Annotated in this window: 26 protein-coding genes, 1 tRNA gene and 1 pseudogene; 16 read left to right on the forward strand and 12 right to left on the reverse strand. The window is 66.6% G+C overall.

All coding sequences use genetic code 11. The features are described from left to right. Nucleotides 1–33: 33 nt before the first annotated feature. The 5 genes and pseudogenes from AC1DE3_RS22555 to AC1DE3_RS22575 form a co-directional block, all read right to left on the reverse strand. Nucleotides 34–1,488 (reverse strand): FAD/NAD(P)-dependent oxidoreductase, encoded by a 1,455-nt coding sequence (locus AC1DE3_RS22555; protein WP_476852796.1) that lies wholly within the window; start codon nucleotides 1,486–1,488, stop codon nucleotides 34–36. Further along, nucleotides 1,485–1,805 carry a (2Fe-2S)-binding protein gene (locus AC1DE3_RS22560; RefSeq protein ID WP_441513582.1) on the reverse strand — a complete coding sequence of 107 codons (321 nt, stop codon included), beginning with the start codon at nucleotides 1,803–1,805 and terminating at the stop codon, nucleotides 1,485–1,487. The genes AC1DE3_RS22555 and AC1DE3_RS22560 overlap by 4 nt, the downstream gene beginning before the upstream one ends. Beyond that, nucleotides 1,786–2,913, reverse strand: a complete 1,128-nt coding sequence (locus AC1DE3_RS22565) for an NAD(P)/FAD-dependent oxidoreductase (RefSeq protein WP_441513583.1) — start codon at nucleotides 2,911–2,913, stop codon at nucleotides 1,786–1,788. Before AC1DE3_RS22565 ends, AC1DE3_RS22560 begins: the two co-directional genes overlap by 20 nt. A 4-nt stretch (nucleotides 2,914–2,917) precedes the next feature. Next, nucleotides 2,918–3,239, reverse strand: a pseudogene (locus AC1DE3_RS22570) (hypothetical protein); the annotation flags it as partial. 254 nt (nucleotides 3,240–3,493) lie between these two features. Then, nucleotides 3,494–3,580, reverse strand: a tRNA-Leu gene (locus tag AC1DE3_RS22575). Nucleotides 3,581–3,857: 277 nt separating this feature from the next. Between AC1DE3_RS22575 and AC1DE3_RS22580 the strand changes: the two genes are divergently transcribed. Beyond that, nucleotides 3,858–4,862, forward strand: coding sequence for a complex I NDUFA9 subunit family protein (locus AC1DE3_RS22580; protein WP_441513584.1), 1,005 nt, complete (start codon nucleotides 3,858–3,860; stop codon nucleotides 4,860–4,862). Nucleotides 4,863–4,884: 22 nt separating this feature from the next. Continuing rightward, nucleotides 4,885–5,565 carry an HAD family hydrolase gene (locus AC1DE3_RS22585; RefSeq protein ID WP_441513585.1) on the forward strand — a complete coding sequence of 227 codons (681 nt, stop codon included), beginning with the start codon at nucleotides 4,885–4,887 and terminating at the stop codon, nucleotides 5,563–5,565. 138 nt (nucleotides 5,566–5,703) lie between these two features. Here the strand turns inward: AC1DE3_RS22585 and AC1DE3_RS22590 are convergent, their stop codons facing one another. Continuing rightward, nucleotides 5,704–6,699, reverse strand: a complete 996-nt coding sequence (locus tag AC1DE3_RS22590) for a 2-hydroxyacid dehydrogenase (protein WP_265058007.1) — start codon at nucleotides 6,697–6,699, stop codon at nucleotides 5,704–5,706. Between the two features lie 173 nt (nucleotides 6,700–6,872). Here AC1DE3_RS22590 and AC1DE3_RS22595 point away from each other — a divergent pair, with 173 nt between their 5' ends. Further along, nucleotides 6,873–7,403 carry an SH3 domain-containing protein gene (locus AC1DE3_RS22595; protein ID WP_441513586.1) on the forward strand — a complete coding sequence of 177 codons (531 nt, stop codon included), beginning with the start codon at nucleotides 6,873–6,875 and terminating at the stop codon, nucleotides 7,401–7,403. A gap of 18 nt (nucleotides 7,404–7,421) precedes the next feature. Here AC1DE3_RS22595 and AC1DE3_RS22600 read toward each other — a convergent pair whose 3' ends face one another. Further along, the gene (locus AC1DE3_RS22600) at nucleotides 7,422–8,192 is read right to left on the reverse strand and encodes a YbaY family lipoprotein (protein WP_441513587.1); all 771 of its coding nucleotides are present in this window, start codon (nucleotides 8,190–8,192) and stop codon (nucleotides 7,422–7,424) included. A 13-nt stretch (nucleotides 8,193–8,205) separates the two neighbouring features. Further along, nucleotides 8,206–8,670 (reverse strand): Fur family transcriptional regulator Irr, encoded by a 465-nt coding sequence (gene irr, locus AC1DE3_RS22605; RefSeq protein ID WP_441513588.1) that lies wholly within the window; start codon nucleotides 8,668–8,670, stop codon nucleotides 8,206–8,208. 292 nt (nucleotides 8,671–8,962) lie between these two features. Here irr and fabA point away from each other — a divergent pair, with 292 nt between their 5' ends. The 5 genes from fabA (at nucleotide 8,963) to AC1DE3_RS22630 (ending at nucleotide 12,366) form a co-directional block, all read left to right on the forward strand. Then, nucleotides 8,963–9,475: a 3-hydroxyacyl-[acyl-carrier-protein] dehydratase FabA gene (gene fabA, locus AC1DE3_RS22610; protein WP_441513589.1), complete on the forward strand. Its 513-nt coding sequence runs from the start codon at nucleotides 8,963–8,965 to the stop codon at nucleotides 9,473–9,475. Nucleotides 9,476–9,586: 111 nt separating this feature from the next. Then, on the forward strand, nucleotides 9,587–10,813 hold the full coding sequence (gene fabB, locus AC1DE3_RS22615) for a beta-ketoacyl-ACP synthase I (protein ID WP_441513590.1): 1,227 nt from the start codon (nucleotides 9,587–9,589) through the stop codon (nucleotides 10,811–10,813). A gap of 7 nt (nucleotides 10,814–10,820) precedes the next feature. Then, entirely contained in the window at nucleotides 10,821–11,090 is a 270-nt protein-coding gene (locus AC1DE3_RS22620; protein WP_441513591.1) for a DUF3303 domain-containing protein, read from the forward strand. Nucleotides 11,091–11,232: 142 nt separating this feature from the next. Continuing rightward, nucleotides 11,233–12,066 (forward strand): enoyl-ACP reductase FabI, encoded by an 834-nt coding sequence (gene fabI, locus AC1DE3_RS22625; protein ID WP_441513592.1) that lies wholly within the window; start codon nucleotides 11,233–11,235, stop codon nucleotides 12,064–12,066. A gap of 54 nt (nucleotides 12,067–12,120) precedes the next feature. Further along, nucleotides 12,121–12,366: a DUF2188 domain-containing protein gene (locus AC1DE3_RS22630; protein ID WP_441513593.1), complete on the forward strand. Its 246-nt coding sequence runs from the start codon at nucleotides 12,121–12,123 to the stop codon at nucleotides 12,364–12,366. A gap of 64 nt (nucleotides 12,367–12,430) precedes the next feature. On the opposite strand, the gene AC1DE3_RS22635 is transcribed toward AC1DE3_RS22630, so the two are convergent. Both AC1DE3_RS22635 and AC1DE3_RS22640 read right to left on the reverse strand, forming a co-directional pair. Next, nucleotides 12,431–12,781, reverse strand: coding sequence for a hypothetical protein (locus tag AC1DE3_RS22635; RefSeq protein WP_441513594.1), 351 nt, complete (start codon nucleotides 12,779–12,781; stop codon nucleotides 12,431–12,433). 101 nt (nucleotides 12,782–12,882) lie between these two features. Next, complete coding sequence (locus AC1DE3_RS22640) at nucleotides 12,883–14,115, reverse strand: argininosuccinate synthase (protein WP_441471549.1); 1,233 nt, start codon at nucleotides 14,113–14,115, stop codon at nucleotides 12,883–12,885. 246 nt (nucleotides 14,116–14,361) lie between these two features. Here AC1DE3_RS22640 and AC1DE3_RS22645 point away from each other — a divergent pair, with 246 nt between their 5' ends. Both AC1DE3_RS22645 and AC1DE3_RS22650 read left to right on the forward strand, forming a co-directional pair. Continuing rightward, nucleotides 14,362–14,970: a 2-hydroxychromene-2-carboxylate isomerase gene (locus AC1DE3_RS22645; protein ID WP_441513595.1), complete on the forward strand. Its 609-nt coding sequence runs from the start codon at nucleotides 14,362–14,364 to the stop codon at nucleotides 14,968–14,970. 4 nt (nucleotides 14,971–14,974) lie between these two features. Then, the gene (locus AC1DE3_RS22650; protein WP_441513596.1) at nucleotides 14,975–15,883 is read left to right on the forward strand and encodes an NHL repeat-containing protein; all 909 of its coding nucleotides are present in this window, start codon (nucleotides 14,975–14,977) and stop codon (nucleotides 15,881–15,883) included. On the opposite strand, the gene AC1DE3_RS22655 is transcribed toward AC1DE3_RS22650, so the two are convergent. Both AC1DE3_RS22655 and AC1DE3_RS22660 read right to left on the reverse strand, forming a co-directional pair. Further along, entirely contained in the window at nucleotides 15,884–16,957 is a 1,074-nt protein-coding gene (locus AC1DE3_RS22655) for a M48 family metallopeptidase (RefSeq protein WP_441513597.1), read from the reverse strand. Between the two features lie 34 nt (nucleotides 16,958–16,991). Next, the gene (locus tag AC1DE3_RS22660) at nucleotides 16,992–17,549 is read right to left on the reverse strand and encodes a LemA family protein (protein ID WP_441513598.1); all 558 of its coding nucleotides are present in this window, start codon (nucleotides 17,547–17,549) and stop codon (nucleotides 16,992–16,994) included. A 351-nt stretch (nucleotides 17,550–17,900) separates the two neighbouring features. Between AC1DE3_RS22660 and rpsA the strand changes: the two genes are divergently transcribed. The 6 genes from rpsA (at nucleotide 17,901) to lhpI (ending at nucleotide 23,767) form a co-directional block, all read left to right on the forward strand. After that, complete coding sequence (rpsA, locus tag AC1DE3_RS22665; RefSeq protein ID WP_441513599.1) at nucleotides 17,901–19,604, forward strand: 30S ribosomal protein S1; 1,704 nt, start codon at nucleotides 17,901–17,903, stop codon at nucleotides 19,602–19,604. Between the two features lie 192 nt (nucleotides 19,605–19,796). Then, entirely contained in the window at nucleotides 19,797–21,086 is a 1,290-nt protein-coding gene (locus AC1DE3_RS22670) for an Hsp70 family protein (protein ID WP_476852797.1), read from the forward strand. A 73-nt stretch (nucleotides 21,087–21,159) separates the two neighbouring features. Continuing rightward, a complete protein-coding gene (gene sppA / locus AC1DE3_RS22675) occupies nucleotides 21,160–22,131 on the forward strand; it encodes a signal peptide peptidase SppA (protein ID WP_441513601.1) in 972 nt (323 codons plus the stop codon). A 28-nt stretch (nucleotides 22,132–22,159) separates the two neighbouring features. Further along, nucleotides 22,160–22,444, forward strand: a complete 285-nt coding sequence (gene ihfB / locus AC1DE3_RS22680; RefSeq protein ID WP_441513707.1) for an integration host factor subunit beta — start codon at nucleotides 22,160–22,162, stop codon at nucleotides 22,442–22,444. Between the two features lie 37 nt (nucleotides 22,445–22,481). Continuing rightward, nucleotides 22,482–22,820: a LapA family protein gene (locus AC1DE3_RS22685; protein ID WP_441513602.1), complete on the forward strand. Its 339-nt coding sequence runs from the start codon at nucleotides 22,482–22,484 to the stop codon at nucleotides 22,818–22,820. Beyond that, a complete protein-coding gene (gene lhpI, locus AC1DE3_RS22690) occupies nucleotides 22,820–23,767 on the forward strand; it encodes a bifunctional Delta(1)-pyrroline-2-carboxylate/Delta(1)-piperideine-2-carboxylate reductase (RefSeq protein ID WP_441513603.1) in 948 nt (315 codons plus the stop codon). Before AC1DE3_RS22685 ends, lhpI begins: the two co-directional genes overlap by 1 nt. The last annotated feature ends 10 nt before the right edge of the window (nucleotides 23,768–23,777 follow it).

Consider the following 23,777-nt stretch of genomic DNA (forward strand, 5'->3'; position numbering starts at 1 on the left):
GCGCGTGGCGCGCGCCGGCATGCCGGGCAGATCTCATCGCGCGACCGCCTTCACCGCAGCCTCGGTCTGCGGCAGCGCCGCCAGCTCCGCCAACGTCACCGGCTTGACCGGCGGGCGCAGGCGGTAATAGCCGACCTCGGCCGGCGTTGTTCCGCGCGTCCGGGCGATCAGCTCGACGACCGTGGGCCCGCAGAGCCGGCCCTGACACGGCCCCATGCCGCAGCGCAGGAACGCCTTCATCTGATTGGGGCCGGTGACGCCGAGGCGCGCCGCCGCATCGCGCACCTGTCCTGCGGTGACCTCTTCGCAGCGGCAGATGATGGTCTCGTCCTGCGGCGGCGCCAGAAACTGCGGTGCCGGCTTGTAGAGCAGGTCAAGGAAACGGCGGCCATGCAGCAGGCGCGCGAGTGCGGTGCGGATCGGCGTCGCCTGCCGGTCGCGCTCGGCCTCGCTCAGCTTGCCCAGCCGCGACGCTGCGCCCAAGGCCGCGATCTCGCCGCGCAGGGCCGCGCTCTCCGCCCCGCCGATGCCGGCTCCGTCGCCCGCGATGGCGATGCCCGGTACGCTGGAGGCGAACCAGGCATCGACGCGAGGCACCCAGGCATGCTGCTCTTCGTCGAAGTCATGGGCGCAGCCGGCCGCGTTGGAGAGGTTGACGCTTGGGATCACGCCCTGATGCAGCAGCAGCGTGTCACAGGCGATCGCGCCCTGTCGTCCGCCTTGCTCGAACTCGACTTGCCGTAGCTTGCCTTCGCCTTTCGCCGAAAGGCCGGTCACATCGCGCACGAATCGCAGCTTCCGCCGCGTCGCAGCCATCAGCTTGAGCCCCTTGGCCAGATAGGGCGAGCGCAGGAAGTCCGGCAGCGCGGCGAGCGCCTTCGGCCAGTTGGTGCGCGAGGTCGTGTCGAGCACGGCGACGATCTCGCAGCCGGCCGCCGAAAGCTGGCTCGCCAGCAGATAGAGCAGGGGGCCGCAGCCGGCGATGACGGTGCGTCCTGCCGGCACGATGCCGGCGCCCTTCAGGGCGATCTGCGCGGCGCCGGCGGTCATCACGCCGGGCAGCGTCCACCCCGGAATCGGGAAGGGGCGTTCCAGCGCGCCGGTGGCGAGGATGACCTGCCGGGCGCCGATCATGCGGGCCTTGCCGTCGAGCGAGAGGCCGAGCTCGAACGAGTCGGGTGCCGTTTCGTCCGGGCCGAGCGACCAGACGGTGCAGCGTGCCGCATAGGTGGCCTGCGAGCGCTCACAACCCTCGATGATCTCGGCGCCGCGCCAATAGTCCGCGCCGAGGACCGTGCGGTCCTTGACCGGCGTCGTGGTGACGGCGCGGTAGATCTGGCCGCCGGGCGCCGGATTTTCGTCGGCGAGCAGGACGGTGAGGCCGAGCCCCGCGGCGCGCGCCGCGGCGGAGAGGCCGGCCGGGCCGGCGCCGACCACCACGACATCATAGCTCTCGGCGAGTCGTTCGATGGTTTCGGCCGGAGTCATTGGCCGACCTCCGCGAGATGGCGGCGGCCATGCTGGGTCTCGATCCGCATGCCCTCAGTCAGCGTTACCAGGCAGCCCTGCCGGTTGCCGATGCCGTCGATGACGACGAGGCAGTCGAAGCACACGCCCATCAGGCAATAGGGCGCGCGCGGCGTGTCGGAGACCGGGGTCTCGCGGCATGCGACGATGCCGTTGGCGAGCAGAGCGGCGGCGACGGTGTCGCCGGAGCGGCCGGTAAGCGGCGTGCCGTCGAAGGTGAAGCTGAGTCTCGCGGCGCCGATCGCCCCCTCTCTCGCCTCAGCTATGGGCCGGAACATGGAACCTCCGCGCGGTAAAGGACGCCACCGCCTCCGGCAGCGCGCCGGAGAGGATCGCGGGGGCGAGGGTCGAGACGTGATTGGCGGCCAGCGTCACGCCGGAATGGCAGGTGACGACGAAGGCGCCGGGGCACGTTTCGGACTGGTCGTAGATCGGGAAGCCGTCGGGGCTCATCACCCGCAGGGCCGACCATGTCCGCACGACGTTGAGGCCGGCGAGTCGCGGAAACATCCTGACCGCGCGCTCGGCCATCGCCGACAGGACCGGCTGGCCGACCACAGTGTCGAAGCCGCGATCCTCGTGGCTGTCGCCGATCATGACGCCGCCCTCGTCGGTCTGGCGCACCGTGACCATGGGGTTGCTCAGGAAGGGCTCGGTCTTCTCGGTGACGATGATCTGGCCCTTGCTCGGCTTCACCGGCGCGTCGAGCCCGACCATCGGGGCGAGCCGCGCATTGCCGAGCCCGGCGCAGAGGACGATCCTGCCGGCGCGCATCTCTCCCCACGGCCCCGAAATCGCGAAGCCGCCTTCCTTCGGCAGGATACGCTCGACCGGGCTGTTAGGGCGATAGTCGACGCCGCACCGGACCGTCGCCTCGCGCAACGCCCGGAACAGCTTCAGCGAATTCACATGGCCGTCGAGCGGGGAGTAGATCGAGCCGACGACACCCTTGCCGATGGCGGGCAGGCGTCGCCTCGTTTCGGCATGGTCGAGCACCTCATAGGGGAAATCGGTCAGCGGCCGGCTGTTGTGGAGACGCCGCATCGCGTCGATGCGCTTGTCGAGTTCGGCCTCGGAGAGGCAGAGCATGAAGCCGCCGGGCTGGCTGTGCGCGACATCGATACCGGCCTCCTGGCGCAGGATGCCGGCAAGCTCGTGCCAGCTATCGGCCGAGCGGCGCGACCAGAGCGCATAGTCCGGCATGCCGAAGCCTTTGGACTGTACCCAGACCAGCGCGAAATTACCGCGCGAGGCCCGGAAGGCCGTATCGCCCTCGTCGAGGATGGCGACACGGGCGCCGCGGCGGGCGAGCCCGAGCGCGATGGCGCCGCCGACCACCCCGCCGCCGATCACGGCAACATCGGGTTCTGTGGATTTGCTGGGCACGGGATCAGCCTCTTCCGGTTCCGACGAACAGCTGGTCGAGGCCGAACAGCCTGTCCAGCGCGATCAGAGGAGCCGCGGTCAGGGCGATCAGGCAGGCGCAGACGGCTGCGATGAGCGGGTCGATATTGTCCTGGATATAGAGGAGCATCCGAACGGGCAGGATCACGATGACATGGCTCAGCACAAGCCCGAGGAATGTTCCGGAGAGGCCAATCTGCGTGAAGAAGTGCAGGAAGGCGATGCCGAGCACGACATGCAGCACCATCGATGGAGACATGAACAGCACCGTCATGGCGTCGCGGCCGGGGGAAGCGGTAGCGCGCGATGTCTGGGTCACCTCGGTGCGGCAAGCCAAGCCGACCTTGCTCATGAAGGGAGCATGCGCAGCTTGCGTTCCACCGCCCCGGTCATCCGGTCTGACGGGATGGGCTGGGCGACGTAGGCGATGGAAAAGGAATTCTGCCTAATGGGGACGCCGAAGCGCAACGAAATCAACGCTCGCCATTGTTCACGACAACGGCGAGGCATAGCCCCATAATGTCAGCTAAGGCGCTGACAAACCACCACTCTGGTAGATGAGTGGTGCCCAGGAGAGGACTCGAACCTCCACGCCCTTGCAGGCGCCAGCACCTGAAGCTGGTGCGTCTACCAATTCCGCCACCTGGGCAACGGCGGTTCGTTTACGGGGGGCGAGTCGTCCTGTCAACGGGCCCGCATCAACGAAATGCATTCGGCCGTCCGCAGCCTGTGGAAAGAGTTCCGGCCCGGAATATCGGAGTGGACGGAAAGCCGCGCGGAAAGGGGAAGGAATGCCCGAATAGCCGAGCCGTCCTCGGGCGAAAGGCCGCATGCTCAGGCCAGGTGCGCATTCGGCGCAAAAGAGATTTCCACTTTCGCGGAACATGATCTAGGAGGGCAGAAGCATTCTAAACGGAGCTCCCGCGATGGCCCTTCAAGCCCCGGCTCAGCAACTCGTCACGGTTTTCGGTGGTTCCGGATTCGTCGGCCGCCATGTCGTGCGGGCGCTCGTCAAGCGCGGCTATCGGGTGCGCGTCGCGGTGCGCCGCCCGGATCTCGCAGGCTTCCTGCAGCCGATCGGCACTGTCGGCCAGATCCATGCCGTGCAGGCCAATCTGCGTTATCCCGCCTCGGTCGCCGCCGCCGTGAAGGGGGCCGACGCCGTCATCAATCTCGTCGGCATCATGCAGGAGCAGGGGCGCCAGAGCTTTTCTGCCGTGCAGGCGAATGGCGCGCGCGCCATAGCCCAGGCCTGCGCCGCCGCCGGCATCACCCGGCTCGTCCATGTCTCGGCGCTCGGTGCCACCGCCGAATCGGCATCGGCCTATGCCCGCACCAAGGCCGAGGGCGAGGCCGCAGTGTTCGCCTCCGTACCGGGCGCGGTCGTGCTGCGGCCTTCGGTGATGTTCGGGCCGGAGGACACCTTCTTCAACCGCTTCGCCTCGATGGCGCGGATGCTGCCGGTGCTGCCGTTGGTCGGCGGCGGGAAGACGAAGTTTCAGCCTGCCTTCGTCGGCGATGTCGCCGTGGTGGCCGCGCGTGCGGTCGACGGCACGGTGCAGGGCGGGCGCGTCTACGAGCTCGGCGGCCCGGAGGTCATGAGCCTGCGCCAGATCCTCGAAGAGGTCTGCCGCGTGACCGGCCGCAAGCGCCTGCTGGCGCCGCTGCCTTTCCCGCTGGCGCGGATCATGGGCAGCGTGCTGCAGGTAGTGGACACGCTGACGCTCGGGCTGATTCCCGACGAACTGGTCCTGACCCGCGATCAGGTGACGCTGCTCCAAAGCGACAATGTCGTTTCCGCGGCTGCGGCCAAGGAAGGTCGGGACTTCGCCGGGATCGGCGTTGCGCCGACCTCCGTCGAGGCGATCATCTCCTCCTATCTCTGGCGCTTCCGCAAAACCGGCCAATTCGATACCGCCCGGGCGAACTGAGCGCCAACGCCGGGAGGCGAGGATGCCGTTCGAACTCGTCATCTACGATTGCGACGGCACGCTGATCGACAGCGAGACGCTCTACAGCGAGGTCAGCCTCGTGCTTTGCCACGAGATCGGCCTGACGCAGTGGACGATCGAGGATTACAACGCGCATCTCGTCGGGATTCCGCTTGCCGACGGCTTCAAGGTGATCGAAGCGGCGCTCGGCCGCCGGCTGCCACCTGATTTCGAGCGCAGAATCGAGGACGGCGTGGCTGCCCGGCTCGAATGCGAGCTGCGGGCGCTGCCGGGAGTACGGGAGGCGTTGCCGTTGCTCGCCGGACGCCGCTGCGTCGCATCCTCGACGAGCCTCGAGCCGCTCAGGCGCAATCTCGGCCTGGCCGGCCTCCTCGACCTGTTCGATCCGCATGTCTTCTCGGCCTCGCAGGTCGCGCGTGGCAAGCCGGCGCCCGACGTCTTCCTCTTCGCCGCCGGGCAGATGGTTGTTGAGCCGGCAAATTGCCTTGTCCTGGAGGATTCCGTGCCGGGCGTGCAGGCCGCCCGGGCGGCGGGCATGCCGGTGGTGGGCTTCACCGGAACGGCCCATGACAAGCCGCGCATGCGCGAACGCCTGCTGGCGGCAGGGGCCGCCGGCGTGATCGACACCTATCGGGACTGGCCGGGCGAGGCGGCGCGGGTCGCGGAACTCCACGCCGCCTGAGGACTTGCCTCGCAGGCTACCGGACGTCTGAGCCCTCATCGCAAGGAGGCCCGCAGGGCCGTCTCGCAGGATGTTCCAGATATCTCGGAACCTCCCGGAGCATCGCGGACGAGGGCTCGGGGAGGAACTGAGTGTGCCTCAGAGCATGCTGGGCAGCACGCGATCCGGCGGCTTGTGCCCGTCCATGAAGGTCTTGATGTTGACGATGACCTTCTCGCCCATGTCGGCGCGGCCCTCATGGGTGGCGGAGCCCATATGCGGCAGCACGACGACCTTGTGCTGGCGGGCGAGCTTGAGCAGGCGCGGATTGACTGCTGGCTCGCTCTCGAACACGTCGAGCCCGGCGCCGGCGAGTTCTCCGGCTTCCAGCATGCGCGCGAGGGCGGTTTCGTCGACGACCTCGCCGCGGGCGGTGTTCACCAGAATGGCGTCCGGCTTCATCAGCTTGAGGCGCCGCGCCGAGAGCAGGTGATAGGTCGCCGGCGTATGCGGGCAGTTGACCGAGACGATGTCCATCCGCGCCAGCATCTGGTCGAGTGAATCCCAGTAGGTCGCATCGAGCTTCTCCTCAATGCGCGGGTCGACCCGGCGGCGGTTGTGATAGTGGATCGACAGGCCGAAGGCGGCGGCGCGCTTCGCCAGCGCCTGGCCGATGCGCCCCATGCCGACGATGCCGAGGCGCTTGCCGGTGATGCGCCGGCCAAGCATCCATGTGGGGGACCAGCCGGCCCAGTCGTCGTCTGGGATGACGCGGGCACCCTCGGCGATCCGACGGGCGACGGCGAGGATCAGAGCGATCGTCATGTCGGCGGTGTCGTCGGTCAGCACGCCCGGCGTGTTGGTGACGGTGATGCCGCGCTGCACGGCGCTGGCGACGTCGATGTTGTCGACGCCGTTGCCGAAATTGGCGATGAGCCGGAGCTGGTCCCCGGCCTGCGCGATGATGGCGGCGTCGATCTTGTCGGTTACCGTCGGGACCAGGACGTCGGCGGTCTTCACGGCTTCGACGAGGGCGGCCTGCGACATCGGCTTGTCGTCGATATTGAGCCTGGCGTCGAACAGCTCGCGCATTCGGGTTTCCACCACCGCGGGCAGCTTGCGCGTCACCACGACCAGGGGTTTCTTCTTCGACATGGCGGTCACCCTTCCGTCATCCGTATTCGCCTCGGCCTTCAACCAGCCATTAACCCTGCTGGCCCAGGAATGGAGCGGTTGCGCGACCCCGTATGAGTTGTCTATGCGGCGGCGCAGCGGAACACAACTTGACCCTTCGCCGGGGGCAAGGTGCCGAGTAGAGAGAACGGCGGATGAAGGTTACGACGATGCGCCAAATCGCCCTGATCGGCGCTCTCTTCATCGGCTCGTCGCTCACCGCCGCCGCGCAGGACATGCAGGCGGGCTCCGTCACCGGGCTGCCGGTGCCGCGCTATGTCAGTCTGAAGACGGATCGGGTGAATCTGCGCGAGGGGCCGTCGAAGGAGCATCGGACACGCTGGGTCTATCAGCGCGCCGGTCTGCCGGTCGAGGTGACGGCGGAGTTCGAGACCTGGCGCCGTGTGCGCGATGCGGATGGCACGGAGGGGTGGGTGCTGCACAGCCTGTTGTCCGGGCGCCGCACAGCCCTTGTGGCGCCATGGTCTCGCAACAAGGACGAGGTGTTCCCGATGCGCGCCAGCGCTTCGGAAGATGCGAATGTCGTTGCCCGGTTGCAGGCGGGGGTCGTCACGAATGTCGCGTCCTGCGCCAACGCCTGGTGCCGCGTCAGCGTCGGCAACATCATCGGCTTTATCCGGCAGGACCGGCTCTGGGGTGTCTATCCGAACGAAAAGGTCGACTGACGCTGTTGGCTGCCGGGACTACTGCCGGGTCAGCGTCATCAACGACCGGCCGCCCCGGTCGAGCAAAGCGAGCCGCCCCGTGCGACGCTCGATGCTCCAGCGGTGAACCCGCTCCAACGTCTTCAGGAAGCGCTGCTCCTGATCCATCACATCGGGTGCGCAGGCCATCATCGTCGAGACCATGCGGGAGAACCGGATTATCCGGCCCTTGACCGTCGCGTTTCCGCCGAAGCCGTTGCAGCCGCCGCGGCCCGACACCCTGCCATCGTCAGCGATGGTGATGACGGTGGTGATCGATCCCGGTGTCTCGGTGCCACCGAGACTGGCGAGGCGCCAGCTCCCGATGGGGGATGAGGCCGGCGCGGCGGGCTGATCCTGCGTCGCCGCGCGCTGGACCCAGATTGCGGTGTCGTCCTGGCCGCCCGTGAAGACGCTGTGCCGTTCGGTCGTGATGAACAGCAGCTGTCCGCGATCGAGGATGCGCGCCTGTAGCGCGTAGCTGTGCCGCGGCTCGATCTGCCGCGAATCGAAATGCAGGGTCCACGGCGCCGGGATGCGCCGCCCGGAGACGCGGGTTTCGGCGATGGTGCGCGCCGGTGCGTCGGCCAGGGAGACGTCGAGAAGCTTGACCTCGATGATCGCACCCGGCGGCAGCAGCATGCGCTCGCGATAGGATACGGTTCCGCTCAGCGTCCGCGGCGCGGCGGCTGCGGGAAGGGCGGGAAGAGCCGCGGCGAAAGCCAGCCCCGCGAAAATCCGCCGCGAGATCAGGGGGCGGGGAGGGCGCATTTTGCTCGCCCGCTCAGCCGTCGATCTTGCGGAGCCGGACCACGACGTCGACGCGGGCGATCTCATAGCCCGCGGGCGGTGTCGGCAGGCTGGCGACGTCGATCTCCTGGGCAGGGATGTCGATCACCCGGTTCTCGCCTTCCACGACGAAATGGTGATGCTCGTGATCGGCGGTGTCGAAATAGGCCTTGGCGCCGTCGAGCGTCAGCTCGCGCAGCAGGCCCGCCTCGGTGAACTGGCGCAGTGTGTTGTAGATCGTCGCCAGCGAGACCGGGATCCGCTCCTTCATCGCCTCTTCATAGAGCATCTCGGCGCTGACATGGCGCTGACCCTTGGCGAAGAGCACCCAGCCGAGCGAAACGCGCTGACGCGTTGGCCGCAGGCCGACGCGTCTCAACTTCTGCCGGACGTCGTGGAAGGGGCAACCTTGCCGCACAACCGACCCGTCGCCCTGGTTTTGCGAAGTCAGATCGCTCATGCTAATTCTCGTTCTCATGTCTTCGTTCGCAACGGGCGCCCGCAGCTCCGCCGATTGATTGCAATCATTCCAAGGAAATGTAGGGCCTCGGCTCCACCCCCGCAAGCATGACGCAGGCTTCCTAGCAGATGATGGGCGTGCCGGCTTTGATCTGGCGCATGTCGAACGCTGTTTTTGACGTTGGCGTGTGGGTCGACGCGCCTGTGCCCTTTCGTTTCCGCTTCCCGCCGTGTTAGGCACGGCGCAGAATACGCCTTGCCGAATCCGGCCGGCGCAAAGGAGCGGAACGGGAATGCAGCGTCAGTCGTCTTTCAGCTACGAGGAGATCCTCGCCTGTGGTCGCGGGGAGCTGTTCGGGCCGGGCAACGCGCAGCTGCCGCTGCCGCCGATGCTGATGTTCGACCGCATCACCGAGATCGCCGAGGAGGGCGGTGAGCACGGCAAGGGCCTCGTCCGCGCCGAATTCGACATCAAGCCCGACCTCTGGTTCTTCGACTGCCATTTCAAGGGCGATCCGGTGATGCCGGGCTGCCTCGGGCTCGATGCGCTCTGGCAGCTCACCGGCTTCTTCCTCGGCTGGCTCGGCCTGCAGGGCCGCGGCCGTGCGCTCGGCGTCGGCGAGGTCAAGTTCGCCGACCAGGTGCTGCCTTCGGTCAAGAAGGTCGTCTACGGCGTCGACTTCAAGCGTGTCTTCAAGTCGAAGCTCGTGCTCGGCATTGCCGATGGCTGGCTAGAGGCGGACGGCAAGCGCATCTACACGGTCAGCGACATGCGCGTCGGCCTGTTCAAGCCGGAAGCGGCCTGAGGAAAAACGCGCCGCGACCTTGCGCGCAGCTGCTGCTCGGTCCATTTGCGCGGTATGAATCCAGAGCGGCGGGCCAGCCCGCCGTGCGCTGACAGCTGGAGTGAAGCGAGCATGAGACGCGTCGTCGTCACCGGGATGGGCATCGTCTCGTCCATCGGCAACAACACGCAGGAGGTCCTGGCCTCGCTGCACGAAGCGAAATCGGGCATCTCCCATGTCGCGGAATTCGCCGCGCACGGCTTCCGCAGCCAGGTTGCCGGCGTTCCCACGCTGGATCCCGCGAGCGTGCTCGACCGGCGTGCCATGCGCTTTCACGGTGGCGGTTCCGCCTGGAATCAGGTCGCGATGGAACAGGCGATCGTGGATGCGGGCTTGGAGCCGGCCGAGGTCAGCAACGAACGCGCCGGAATCATCATGGGTTCGGGCGGACCCTCGACCCGCGCGCTGATCGACGCCTACGACAAGGCCCGTGAGAGCGGTTCGTCCAAGAAGGTCGGCCCCTTCGCCGTGCCGAAAGGCATGTCCTCGACCGCCTCGGCGACGCTCGCCACCTGGTTCAAGATCAAGGGCGTCAACTATTCGATTTCCTCGGCCTGCGCGACCTCGAACCACTGCATCGGGAATGCCTACGAGCTGATCCAGTGGGGCAAGCAGGACATGATCTTCGCCGGCGGCTGCGAGGAGCTCGACTGGACGCTCTCCGTTCTCTTCGACGCCATGGGCGCGATGTCCTCCGACTTCAACGACCGCCCCGCCGTCGCTTCGCGCGCTTATGACGTGGCCCGCGACGGCTTCGTCATCGCCGGCGGCGCCGGCGTCGTCGTGCTTGAGGAACTGGAGCACGCCAAGGCGCGCGGCGCCAAGATCTATGGCGAGATCGTCGGCTATGGCGCGACTTCGGACGGCTACGACATGGTCGCTCCCTCGGGCGAGGGTGCGGAGCGCTGCATGCGCATGGCGCTGCAGGGCGTGAAGGCCAAGGTCGACTACATCAACCCGCACGGCACCTCGACCCCGGTCGGCGACGGCAAGGAGATCGAGGCGATCCGCGCCGTGTTCGGCGCCGGCGACAAGGCGCCGCCGATTTCGGCGACCAAGTCGCTCACCGGCCATTCGCTCGGCGCGACCGGCGTGCAGGAGGCGATCTACTCGCTGCTGATGCTGAACAACGATTTCATTTGCGAAAGCGCCCATATCGAGGAACTCGACCCGGCCTTCGCCGACATGCCGATCGTGCGCAAGCGCATCGACAACGCCGGCCTCGGCTGCGTGCTCTCGAACTCCTTCGGTTTCGGCGGCACCAACGCCACCATCGTGATGAAGCGCCTGGAGGCCTGAGGCCGCCATGCTCTTCATGGTGATCGAGCATTTCGATCAGGCCCGAGTGAAGGATGTCTATGCCCGCTTCCAGGAGCGCGGGCGTATGGCGCCGGAGGGTTTGCGCTACGTTGAAAGCTGGGTTGCCGCCGATCTAGGCCGCTGCTTCCAGATCATGGAATGCGACGATGTCGCTCTGTTGCAGGAGTGGGTCCTGCAGTGGGGCGACCTTGCCCGCTTCGAGATCGTGCCCGTCGCGACGTCGAAGGCGGCGGCGGGCGCGGTGCTGAAATCCTAGTTGCGCGGCGTCGCGGTTGCCGCCCGTGCAACGGGCGTGCAATCACCAGCTGCCGTTCAGGCTTGATGAGCCAGAGTTGCCGAGCGTTTTCCACTTCTCCCGCCATCCGACCAGTTCCTGAAGATCCCTTCCAGAGTGTGCCATGCTCCCGCTGATGCATAACAAGCGCGGCCTCATCATGGGCGTCGCCAACCAGAACTCGATTGCCTGGGGCATTGCCCGCACCCTTCACGCGCATGGTGCCGAGGTCGCTTTCACCTATCAGGGCGATGCGCTCGGCAAGCGCGTCCGGCCGCTGGCGGAGAGCCTCGGTTCCAACCTCGTCATCCCCTGCGATGTCGAGGACATTGCCTCTGTCGATGCGACCTTTGCCGCTCTCGACGAGGCCTGGGGCGGTGATCCCGAGCGCAACACGCTCGACTTCGTCGTCCACGCCATCGGCTTCTCCGACAAGAACGAGCTCAAGGGTCTCTATGCCGACACCTCGCGCGAGAACTTCTCGCGCACCATGGTGATCTCCTGCTTCTCCTTCACCGAGATCGCCAGACGGGCCGCAGATCGCATGCCGAAGGGCGGCAGCATGATCACGCTGACCTATGGCGGCTCGACCCGGATCATGCCGAACTACAACGTCATGGGCGTGGCCAAGGCGGCGCTCGAGGCGAGCGTGCGCTATCTCGCCGGCGACTACGGCCCGCGCGGCATCCGCGTGAACGCTCTCTCGCCCGGCCCGGTGCGGACGCTGGCCGGTGCCGGCATCTCTGATGCGCGCGCCATGCTGTCCTGGCAGCGGGCCAACTCGCCGCTGCGCAAATCGGTCTCGCTCGATGAGATCGGCGGCTCGGCGCTATACTATCTTTCTGACCTGTCGGGTGGTGTCACAGGCGACATCCACCACATCGACGCCGGCTATCACATCACTTCGATGCCGACGCTCGAAAGCCTGCGTGCCGCCGACAGCGGCAACGGGGAGTAGACGGAACCCTGCGACGGGACCATCGTTCTTTCCGGATCGGTAGGAGGACATGCGATGGCCCTGGTCAGGTACCAGATCGTCGAGCACGATGGCGGGTGGGCCTATAAGGTCGGCGACGTGTTGTCGGAAACATTCCGTTCGCATGAGGCGGCGCTGAAGGCCGCCACGCGAGCAGCGGCACGCCAGACGGTCGCTGGCCACACGGATGGCATCGTCTATCAGGACAAGGATGGCCAGTGGCGTCAGGAGTTGGCTGACGGCCATGATCGCCCTGCGACCGAAGTCATCGACGAGCCCTAGGGGCGGCGCGCTTTGCCTCCGATCCAAGCCGATCGATCGAACCGCGACGCGATCGGATGCGGCTTCAGCGCGCGGTGAAGAAGGTCAGCAGCACCTTGCTGTTCTCGCCTAGAAGGCAGAGGAAGCGGCGGGGTTTGTCGGTGCGGTCGGTCCGGAGATAGGCCTCGCCCATCACGATACGCGTAACCGGAATGGTCTCGATCTTCGATTCCGATACCGCGACCGTGGTGCCGTCCTCATCGATATAGATGTCCTTGATCGCCGGTTCCCTGGCATGCAGCGTCTGGAGCGCCGCTGCCTTGCAGGTCGCGATTTCCGGCGTCGCCGGCTTCTCGCTCTTCGGAGGGACTTCTTGTGCGAAGGCGGAAGCCGATAGTGCGGTGGAGATCAGAACGGCGGCGAGGCAGCGGAGCATGCAGGAGCACTCACATCGACAATGGAGAGTGCTGAACGCTTCAGGAGGCCGCCGGTTCAAAAGAAGAAGCCCGCCGTTGGGCGGGCTTCCGTGGGCAGGGCTCAGAGACCGAGCTTCTTCTTGCGTTGGCCCAGCGTGCGCAGGCGCAGCGCGTTGAGCTTGATGAAGCCCGCAGCGTCGCGGTGGTCATAGGCCACGGCGCCTTCCTCGAAGGTGACGAGGTCCTGATCGTAGAGCGAGTAGTCGCTGGAGCGGCCGATGACGTGGACGCCGCCCTTGTAGAGCTTGAGGCGCACGTCGCCGGTGACGAATTCCTGGCTCTTGTCGATCAGCGCCTGCAGCATCTCGCGCTCCGGCGAGAACCAGAAGCCGTTATAGATCAGCTCGGCATATTGCGGCATGATCTGGTCCTTGAGATGCGCCGCGCCGCGGTCGAGCGTGATCGACTCGATCGCGCGATGCGCCGCGTGCAGGATCGTGCCGCCGGGCGTCTCGTACATGCCGCGGCTCTTCATGCCGACGAAGCGGTTCTCGACGAGGTCCAGCCGGCCGATGCCGTTGTCGCGGCCGAGATCGTTGAGCTTGGCGAGCAGCGTCGCGGGCGAGAGCTTCTCGCCGTCGATCGCGACCGCGTCGCCCTTCTCGAACGAGACGGTGACGATCGTCGGGGTGTCCGGCGCGTCTTCCGGCGAGATCGTGCGCGAATAGACATAATCGGGAACCTCGACCGCCGGATCTTCCAGCACGCGGCCTTCCGAGGAGGCGTGCAGCAGGTTGGCGTCGACCGAGAAGGGCGCTTCGCCGCGCTTGTTCTTGGCGATCGGGATCTGGTGCTGCTCGGCGAAGGCGATCAACTGCTCGCGCGAGCGCAGGTCCCATTCGCGCCAGGGCGCGATCACCACGACGTCGGGCTTGAGCGCATAGGCGGTGAGCTCGAAGCGGACCTGGTCGTTGCCCTTGCCGGTGGCGCCGTGGGAGACGGCGTCGGCGCCGGTCTTCTCGGCGATCTCGATCAGCTTCTTGGCGATCAGCGGCCGCGCGATCGAGGTGCCCAGGAGATAGACGCCCTCATAGGCGGCGTTGGCGCGGAACATCGGGAAGACGTAGTCGCGCACGAATTCCTCGCGCAGGTCTTCGATGTAGATGTTCTCGGGCTTGATGCCGAGCAGCAGCGCCTTGTCGCGCGCCGGCCCGAGCTCCTCGCCCTGGCCGAGATCGGCGGTGAAGGTCACGACCTCGCATCGATAGGTGGTCTGCAGCCATTTGAGGATGATCGAGGTGTCGAGACCGCCGGAATAGGCGAGGACGACCTTTTTCACGCTGCTGTCAGCCATCTGTTCAATTTCCTTCTGGCAGCCCCATGGGCCGCGTTTCGGACGCAATGGCGCACTATCGCAGGGTTCGGGGCGAAGCAATCGGAACCTTCTGATCGATCCCGCGTCGTCCGGTGATGGATCGACGTGGGCGAGCGCGTCGTCCCTCCATTCCACAGGCGCCCATTCGCGGCGCTTGCGGTCGTGCTTCGGAGGGCGCAGGCTCGCCGGTGCGCGACACGAGATGACGACTTGTTCGGAGGCTGAATGCCGAATCGTCCCGTTCTGGACTTCTGGTATGAGTTCGCGTCGCCCTATTCCTGCCTGAGCGCCCTCAGAATCGAAAAGCTGGCCGAGCAGGCCGGCGTGATGTTGCGCTGGCGGCCTTTCCTGTTGGGGCCGATCTTTGCTGCGCAAGGCTTGAACACCTCACCCTTCGCTCTTTATCCCAGCAAGGGCCGCTATATGTGGCGCGACACGGCTCGGCGCGCTCGGCGGCAGGGGCTCGGCTTCGTCAAGCCCGACAATTTTCCCCAGAATTCGCTGGCCGCGACGCGGTTGGCTCTGGCTGGCCGCGATGCGGGGTGGACGCCGGCCTTCTCCAAGGCGCTGTTCCGGGCCCAGTTTTGCGAAGGAAAGAACATCTCCGAGGAGGGGGTGCTTGCGGCGGCATTGAAGGAAGCGGGCAGCGAGCCCGGCGTCGCCATGCCGCTTTCCCGCAGTGAGGAGACCAAGGGGCGCCTGCGGGCCGAGATCGAATATGCCAAGTCGATCGGCATCTTCGGCGCGCCCTTCTTCGTCGCTGGCGATGGCGAGCTGTTCTGGGGCGACGATCGGCTGGAGGAAGCGCTCGAATGGGCGCAGGACGGGCGCTGAAACCGTGATCGTCGATCGCCGCCGTCTCTTGGCGGCGGGGGCAGGTCTATGCCTGGCTCCCGCTGCGCTGGCGCGTCCGTCTTTGCCGGGCGATGCGCCGGGTTACGACACGCGCGAACTCAGCGCCGTGCCCAACGAGCCTGCCATCGGTCGCCGTTATTGGTCTCCGGGGCTGAACGAAGGCTACATTCCCCAGGGGCTGACGGTTTATCGGGACGAGATCCTGATCGCCGCCTATCGCAGCAGCGAGCGTGATCAGGAGAATGGTCCGTCCCGGCTCTTTCGCCTGTCGCGTACCGATGGGCGCTTGCTCGGTAGCTTCGCCTTGCCGGCGACTTATGGCCATCCGGGCGGCCTCGCCATGGTCAAGGACACGCTGTTCGTTGCCAATTCGGGGCGCCTGCTCGCACTCGATTTCAGGGAATCCTGTCGCACCGGGGAATGCGTTCCGCTGAAGGAGGCGCGCGTCGACAAGGCGATGGGCCCTTCGTTCCTTGCCGCATCCGGCGACAGGCTCTGGTTCGGCCCCTTCCGCCGGGAGGGCACGCCCAGCCTCCATGCCGTGCCGGTCGCGCGGGTGTTGTCCGGGAGCGAGGCGGCGATCGGCCTGGCGGATGCGGATGCGACCGTCCCGCTGCCGCTCTTCGCGCAGGGCGCAACTTTCGACGATGACGGGAGCATCTGGATAGCGCAGAGCGCCGGCAATCGACCCGCATTCCTCTCGAGGCTCGACAGCCGCACCGGCGCGGTTCTGGCGCGTTACGCGGCCCCTGGCGGCATCGAAGACCTCGGCCGCGCGCCGGATGGCAAGCTCTGTGCGGTCAGCGAGGCCGGGACGCAGCGCTGGAACCGCTGGAGCACCTTCTTCCCCGTCGTTTTCGAAGTCGACCCCGCGAAGCTGGTCGTCGCCTGATCAGCCTTGGCCGGGCGCTTGCGGCGGGCGGGACCAGGGGCCGCGTGCCACCGTCTCCTCGACCATGGTCGGCAGGTCCTGACGCTCGGCGAGCTTGGGCGGGTGCGGCGGCATCTCCGGCATGCGCCCGCCCGCTGTCTCGATCAACGCCTGCACGCGCTTGGTGACGGAAGGGTGGGTCGAGAACAGGTCGGCGAAATCGTCCGGATCGTTCTCGAAGCACATGTCCATCACGCCGGAGGGAACGCCCTCGATATCGGCCCGGCCGGAGATCTTGAGCAGGGCGGAGATCATCGCATCCGGATTCTTGGTCAGCTCGACCGCTCCGGCATCGGCCAGATATTCGCGCGAGCGCGACAGAGACAGCCGGATCAGAATGGCCAGGAACCAGGAGATCGCGATCACCGCGACACCGACGACGATCGCCAACCCGTTGCCCTTCTTGGAATCGTCCGACGAAACCCTGATCCTGCTGCGGCCGAAACCGCGGAAAACGATCTCGCCGATGAAGGAGACGACGCCGGCGATCACCACGGCGACCACCATCAACCGGACATCGCCGTTGCGGATATGGGTCAGCTCATGGGCGAGAACCGCCTCGACCTCGGCGTCGTTGAGCTGGGCGAGGAGCCCGCTGGTGACGCTGACCGTGAATTGCTTGTCGTTGACGCCGCTGGCGAAGGCGTTGAGCGCGTCGCTCTCGACGATCGCGAGCTTCGGCATCGGCAGGCCACGCGAGATGCAGAGATTCTCCAGCATCCGGTAGAGCTTGGGGTTGTCCTCGCGCCCGATGCCCCTGGCGCCGGTCACCGCGCCGATCAGCGCGACGTTGATGCGGAAGCCGACGAAGATCCAGAGGATCGTCGTCAGCGTGACGAAGGGAAACCAGGAGCGGAAGATGCGGTTCGCCTCGCCGAAGACGGTTTGTCCGCGCGGCACGCCGCCATAGCCATAGGCGATCAGCAACAGCCCCCAGGCGGTGAGATAGACGAGCAGGAAAAGCCCGGCGATCAGGAGGTTGGACCTGATCCGGTTGTTGCGCTGGTGGGTATAGAGCCCGAAGGCCTGGGCCATCGCAGCCGCTCCCCCTGCCGCCGGCAGTCTTGCGCTAGAACTTCACGCTCGGCGCGACCTCGATCTGGGCGCGTGCGGTCTCGCCGACATCGAAGAATTCGCGTTGCGTGAAGCCCATCTGCGGCGCAAAGAGCATGGCCGGGAAGGCCTGGATCGCCGCGTTGAACTCGCCCACCGCATTGTTGAAGAATCGCCGCGCCGCGGCCAGCTTGTCCTCGACATTGCCGAGATCGACCTGGAGTTGCTGGAAGTTCGCGCTGGCCTTGAGGTCGGGATAGGCCTCTCCCAGCGCCAGCAGCCGCCCGACGGCGCCGGAAAGCTGCTGCTCGGCGGCAGCCTTGTCGTGCACGCCGCTTGCGCCCTGTGCCGCGTTGCGCGCGGCGATCACCGCGTCGAGTGTCGACTTCTCGTGCGTTGCGTAGCCCTTCACCGTCTCGACGAGGTTGGGGATCAGGTCGTGGCGCTGCTTGAGCTGGACGTCGATGTCGGCGAAGGCCTGGTTGACGCGCTGCCGCATCGTGACGAGCCCGTTATAGGTCATGATCGCATAGGCGACGACGGCCACGATCAGCCCCAGAATGACCCAGCCCATGCAAAGCTCCCCTTGTGCCGGCCCCGGAGCATGCACACTGGCACGGCCGGGGACCTCGGAAAAGCGGCAGAAAGCTTGCTCTGACGGCTGGAGTGGATTACATCGCCCTTGTCCGAAGGGCCGTGATCGATCATGCGCCGGGGGCGGTCTTCGAGACCTGCTCCCGTTTCGTGCTGGAAGCGGGCTCTTTGGATACGGATCGAACCGGCGGCACGGCGCCTCCGGCCCCGATATGTCGGGGCGGGATTCCTCCGAAAGGAGAAGCTGACGGTCGCGGTCCGGAACGCAACACTAGCCCAGGCGCCCAAGCCGGACATCCGCGGGATACGCGGCCGGCTCCCAGGAGATTACATGTCTGCAGTTGAGAGCTACAGCGCGGGTCGCGAGGATTTCGCCGCCCTTCTCGAAGAGTCCTTCGCCCGCAACGAGGCGATGGAAGGTACCGTCATCAAGGGCAAGGTTGTTGCCATTGAGAAGGACATGGCGATCATCGACGTCGGTCTGAAGACCGAAGGTCGCGTCGCGCTCAAGGAATTCACCGGCCCCGGCCGTGAGCAGGAGATCGGCGTCGGCGACGAGGTCGAGGTTTATCTCGACCGGATCGAGAACGCGCTCGGCGAAGCCGTCATCTCGCGCGACAAGGCTCGCCGCGAAGAGAGCTGGGTCAAGCTCGAGAAGGCCTTCGAGGCCCGCGAGAAGGTCACCGGCATGATCTTCAACACCGTCAAGGGCGGTTACACCGTCGATCTCGACGGCGCCGTGGCCTTCCTGCCGCGCAGCCAAGTCGACATCCGTCCGATCCGCGACGTCGGCCCGCTGATGGGCCAGCCGCAGCCCTTCGAGATCCTCAAGATGGATCGCCGCCGCGGCAACATCGTCGTGTCGCGCCGCACCGTCCTCGAAGAGACCCGCGCCGAGGCTCGTTCCGAGCTCGTCGCCTCGCTCGAAGAGGGCCAGGTCATCGACGGCGTCGTCAAGAACATCACCGAATACGGTGCGTTCGTTGACCTCGGCGGCATTGACGGCCTGCTGCACGTCACCGACATGGCGTGGCGCCGCGTGAACCACCCGTCCGAGGTCGTGACCATCGGCCAGACGGTCAAGGTCAAGATCATCAAGATCAACCAGGACACGCACCGCATCTCGCTCGGCATCAAGCAGCTGCTGGCCGATCCGTGGGATGGCATCGCCGAGCGTTACCCGGTCGGCACCCGCCTCAAGGGCCGCGTGACCAACATCACGGACTACGGCGCGTTCGTCGAAGTGGAGCCGGGCATCGAAGGCCTGATCCACGTCTCCGAGATGTCCTGGACCAAGAAGAACGTCCACCCCGGCAAGATCGTCTCGACCTCGCAGGAAGTCGACGTTGCGATCCTCGAGGTCGATCCCGTCAAGCGCCGCATCTCGCTCGGCCTCAAGCAGACCCTGCGCAATCCGTGGGAGCTCTTCGCGGAGCAGCACCCGGCCGGTTCGACGGTCGAGGGCGAGGTCAAGAACAAGACCGAGTTCGGTCTGTTCCTGGGCCTGGAAGGCGACATCGACGGCATGATCCACCTCTCGGATCTCGACTGGAACCGTCCGGGCGAGCAGGTCATCGAGGAATACAAGAAGGGCGACGTCCTGCAGGCCGTCGTTCTCGATGTGGACGTCGAGAAGGAGCGTATCTCGCTCGGCCTGAAGCAGCTTGGCGGCGATCCCTTCGTGGATGCCGGCGAGTTCAAGAAGGGCCAGATCGTCACCTGTGAGGTGGTCGAGGTGAAGGAGTCGGGTCTCGACGTCAAGATCGCCGACACCGACATGATGACCTTCATCAAGCGTGCCGAGCTGGCGCGTGATCGCTCCGAGCAGCGCCCCGAGCGCTTCGCGGCCGGCGAGCGCATCGACGCCCGCGTCGTGCTCTTCGACAAGAAGGCCCGCAAGATCCAGGTCTCGATCAAGGCCCTGGAGATGGCCGAGGAGAAGGAGGCGATGGCCCAGTACGGCTCCGCCGATTCCGGCGCCTCGCTCGGCGACATCCTCGGCGCGGCCCTCAAGAAGGCCACCGACAAGAAGTGAGGTTTCGGCTGCGCAAGCGGCCGGACATTCAAGACAGCCCGCGCGGAGCGATCCGCGCGGGCTTTTGTTTCGGTCCTGCCCGTCATTCTCGGGCGGAGCGAAGCGCAGACCCGAGAATCTCGTGACCAGAGTCCGCTGGTTTCCGAGATGGTCGGGTCAAGCCCGACCATGACGCAACACGAGGAACTCGCCATGCCCCCCGCCGCCATCGGCATCGACTTCGGCACCACCAACAGCGTCGTCGCGCTGGCGGGAGCGGACGGCTCGGTCATGACGCGCTCCTTCGCCACCAAGCAGGGCGCGGTCGACGCTTACCGCTCGGCGCTGATGTTCTGGCGCGAGGGCCGTCCCCCTGAGACCCGCATCACCCATGTCAGCGGCCCCGATGCGCTCGACATGGCCCTGGGCATGACGACCGAGCATCGCTTCCTGCAGTCGCTCAAGACCCATCTTTCGAGCCGCGCCTTTCAGGAGACGCGGCTGTTCGGCAAGCTCTTCCGGCTGGAGGATCTGATCGGCGTCTTCCTGTCCGACCTGACGACGGACCTGCCCGGCCATGACGAATTGCCGCTGGTTTCCGGCCGCCCGGTCGTCTTCGCCGGCGAGCGCCCCGACGAGGAACTGGCGGTCGGCCGCCTGAAGGCCTCCTACGGCAAGGCCGGCATGGAGCAGGTCGATTTCGCCTATGAGCCGCTCGGCGCCGCCTATTGGTACGCCCGTGACCTCAAGACGCCGCAGACCATGCTGGTCGCGGATTTCGGCGGCGGCACCAGCGACTTCTCGGTGATGCGCTTCGAGCCCGGCCGCAATGGCGGTCTGGAGGCGATCCCGCTCTCCCACGCCGGCGTCGGCGTCGCCGGCGATACCTTCGACTACCGCATCGTCGAGCATGCGGTCTCGCCGGCGCTGGGCAAGGGCACGGAGTACCGCTCCTTCGACAAGCTCCTGCCGGTGCCCGCGCATTACCACGCCGCCTTCGCGCAATGGCACAAGCTCTCGCTGATGAAGAGCCGCGAGACCATGGCCGAGCTCAACGCCCTGATCCGCGAGGCGGTCGAGCCGGCCAAGCTCGAGGACCTGCTGACGGTGATCGAATACGATCTCGGCTACGAGCTCTACCGCGCTGTCTCCGCAACCAAGGTCGCGCTTTCCGACAACGAGATGACGACGCTGAGCTTCAGCCAGATGGGCGTCGTCATCGAGAAGGCGATCCGCCGGACCGATTTCGAGCGCTGGATCGCCGAGGATGTCGGTGCGATCGAAGCTGCGCTTGACCGCGCGCTGGCCGAGGCAGGGCTTGGCGGAGATCGGATCGAGGCGGTCTTCATGACCGGCGGCACCTCCTATGTCCCGGCGGTGCGCCGCCTGTTCGATCGCCGCTTCGGCGCCGGGAAAGTCCATATCGGCGATGCCTTCCGCTCGGTCGCGAGCGGCCTCGCATTGCTGGCGCTCGACCGGGCGCGCGCCTCGGTCGCGGCCTAAAGGCCAAGCTCGCGCCTTGCCCGCCCGGCATGGCGGGTCTACATCACGGACCCACAGCCGCCAGGAGTGCCCGATGTCGTCCGACGCAGATCTGCTCGCAGATCGCCGCAGCCTGCGGCGCAAGCTGACGCTTTGGCGCGTGCTCGCCGTGCTCGGCGTGATCGTCGCCGCGGTGGTCGGCGGCCTCGCCTGGAGGGGCGATAGCCCTGCGAGTCTGTCGAGCGCGCATATCGCGCGCATCACCGTCTCCGGCTTCATCTCCGGCGATCGCCGCACGCTCGATCTGATCAAGTCTGTCGAGGACAGCAGCGCCGTCTCCGCCGTCGTGCTCAGGGTCGACAGCCCCGGCGGCACCACCTCCGGCTCGGAGGCATTACATACGGCGCTGCGCCAGCTTGCGGCCAAGAAGCCGATGATCGCCGTGGTCGATGGCGTCGCTGCGTCGGGTGGCTATATCGCCGCCATGGGTGCCGACCGCATCGTCGCACGCCAGACCTCGCTCGTCGGCTCGATCGGCGTCCTCTTCCAGTTCCCCAATGTCTCGCATCTGCTGGACACGGTCGGCGTCAAGGTCGAGTCGATCAAATCGAGCCCGCTCAAGGCGGCGCCGAGCGGCTTCGAGCCGACCTCTCCGGAGGCGCGCGAGGCGCTCCAGCGCGTCGTCGACGACAATTACGCCTGGTTCAAGCAGATGGTCCGCGACCGCCGCCACCTCGCCGATGCCGAATTGGCGACCGTCTCGGATGGACGGGTCCATTCTGGCCGTCAGGCGCTGGGGCTGAAGCTGGTCGACCAGATCGGCGGTGAGGCCGAAGCGATCACATGGCTCGAGCGCGAAAAGGGCGTCGCCAAGGATCTCAAGGTGCGGGACTGGCGTCGCCGCAGCGAATCCTCGTCCTTTGGGCTCTGGAGCCTGGCCGAGGCGATGGCACGTGGTGCGGGGCTGGAGGCTCTGGCGGCGACGATTGCACGGGCAGCCGACCAGCCGGTCGGCTTGCGGCTTGACGCGCCCTTGGCGCTCTGGCAGCCTGCCGCTGAAAAGTGATGTTGATACAAATGGTTATACTCCGGCGATGATTAAGTCTGAACTCGTTCAGCGGATTGCTGATCAGAACACCCACCTTTATCAGCGCGACATCGAGAACATCGTCTCGGCCATCCTGGACGAGGTTGTGAAGGCTCTCGCACGTGGCGACAGGGTGGAGTTGCGTGGCTTCGGCGCTTTTTCGCGCAAGGCGCGCTCCGCCCGCGTCGGCCGCAACCCCCGCACGGGCGATGCGGTGGAGGTCGAGGAGAAGTTCGTCCCCGTCTTCAAGACGGGCAAGGAGCTGCGGCTGCGCCTCAACGGCAAAGATTGAGCCTTAGGCCGGCCGTTCCTGTCGCACGGAGATCGCGATGAAAGCCTTCCTCAAGGCATTGGTGCTCGTTCCGGTCGCGCTGCTGATCGTGCTGTTTTCGGTGGCGAACCGTGCCCCGGTGCGGGTTTCGCTCGACCCCTTCAGCCGTGACCTGCCGGCGCTTTCCTATGAGCTGCCGCTCTTTGCCGTGGTGCTGGCGGCGATCGCCGTCGGCGTCCTCGTCGGCGGACTGGCGTCCTGGATTGCCCAGCGCAAGCACCGCAAGGCCGCGCGCCGCAACCGGCGCGAGGTCGAGGCCCTGCGCTCCGAGACGCAGGCCCTGCGCTCCGCCGTTCCCGATTCTGCCCTGCCGGCCCTGACCAGCGGACGTAATTGATGCGCCTTTTCGATGCGGCCGAGATCGACGCGGCCCTGAGCTATCCCGCACTGATCGACATTCTCGACGATGCCTTCCGCAGCGAGGTCATTGCGCCCAAGCGTGGCCAGTACGCGATCGAGCGGCCGGAAGAAGAGAATGCCATCCTGCTGACCATGCCGGCCTGGAGCGGGCCGGAGGTCGACAAGCCCTATATCGGCACGAAGATCGTCTCGGTCTTCTTCGGCAACGGCCGCCGCAACCTGCCGGGCGTGATGGGCGCCTATCTGCTGATGAACGGCGAAACCGGCGCGCCGCTTGCGGTGATGGACGGCAACCGCCTGACGACCTGGCGTACCGCCGCGGCCTCGGCCCTGGCTTCGCGCTATATGTCCAATCCGGAAGCCAGCCGCATGCTGATGGTCGGCGCCGGCGCGCTTTCGCCCTTCATCGTCAAGGCGCATCGCGCGGTCCGGCCCCTTACGGAGATCGCGATCTGGGCGCGCCGCCCTGAAGCCGCCGAGGCTGTCGTCGCCGAGCTGGCGAAGGACGGCATCGAGGCCCGCGCCACCGCCGACCTTGAAGGCGAGGCCCGCATGGCGGACATTATCTCCTGCGCCACCAACGCGACCGAACCGCTGATCCATGGCCATTGGCTGAAGCGCGAGGCGCATCTCGACCTCATCGGCGGCTTCACCATGCAGATGCGCGAGGCCGATGCGGACGCGCTGCATCGCGCGCGCGTCATCGTCGATTCCAGCAAGGCGATCGACGAGGGCGGTGATGTCGCCGTGGCGATTGCCGAGGGCAGCTACAGCGCCGACAAAGTCGCCGGCACCCTCGCCGATCTCTGCCATGGGCGGATCGCCGGCCAGATCGAGGGTGGCGGCATCACGTTGTTCAAATCGGTCGGCGTCGCGCTGGAGGATCTGGCCGCTGCCGTCGCCGTCTGGGACAACCGCGCCTGACGCCTGGGTC

The sequence above is a fragment of the Allobosea sp. 10L417 genome, from assembly GCF_056395485.1.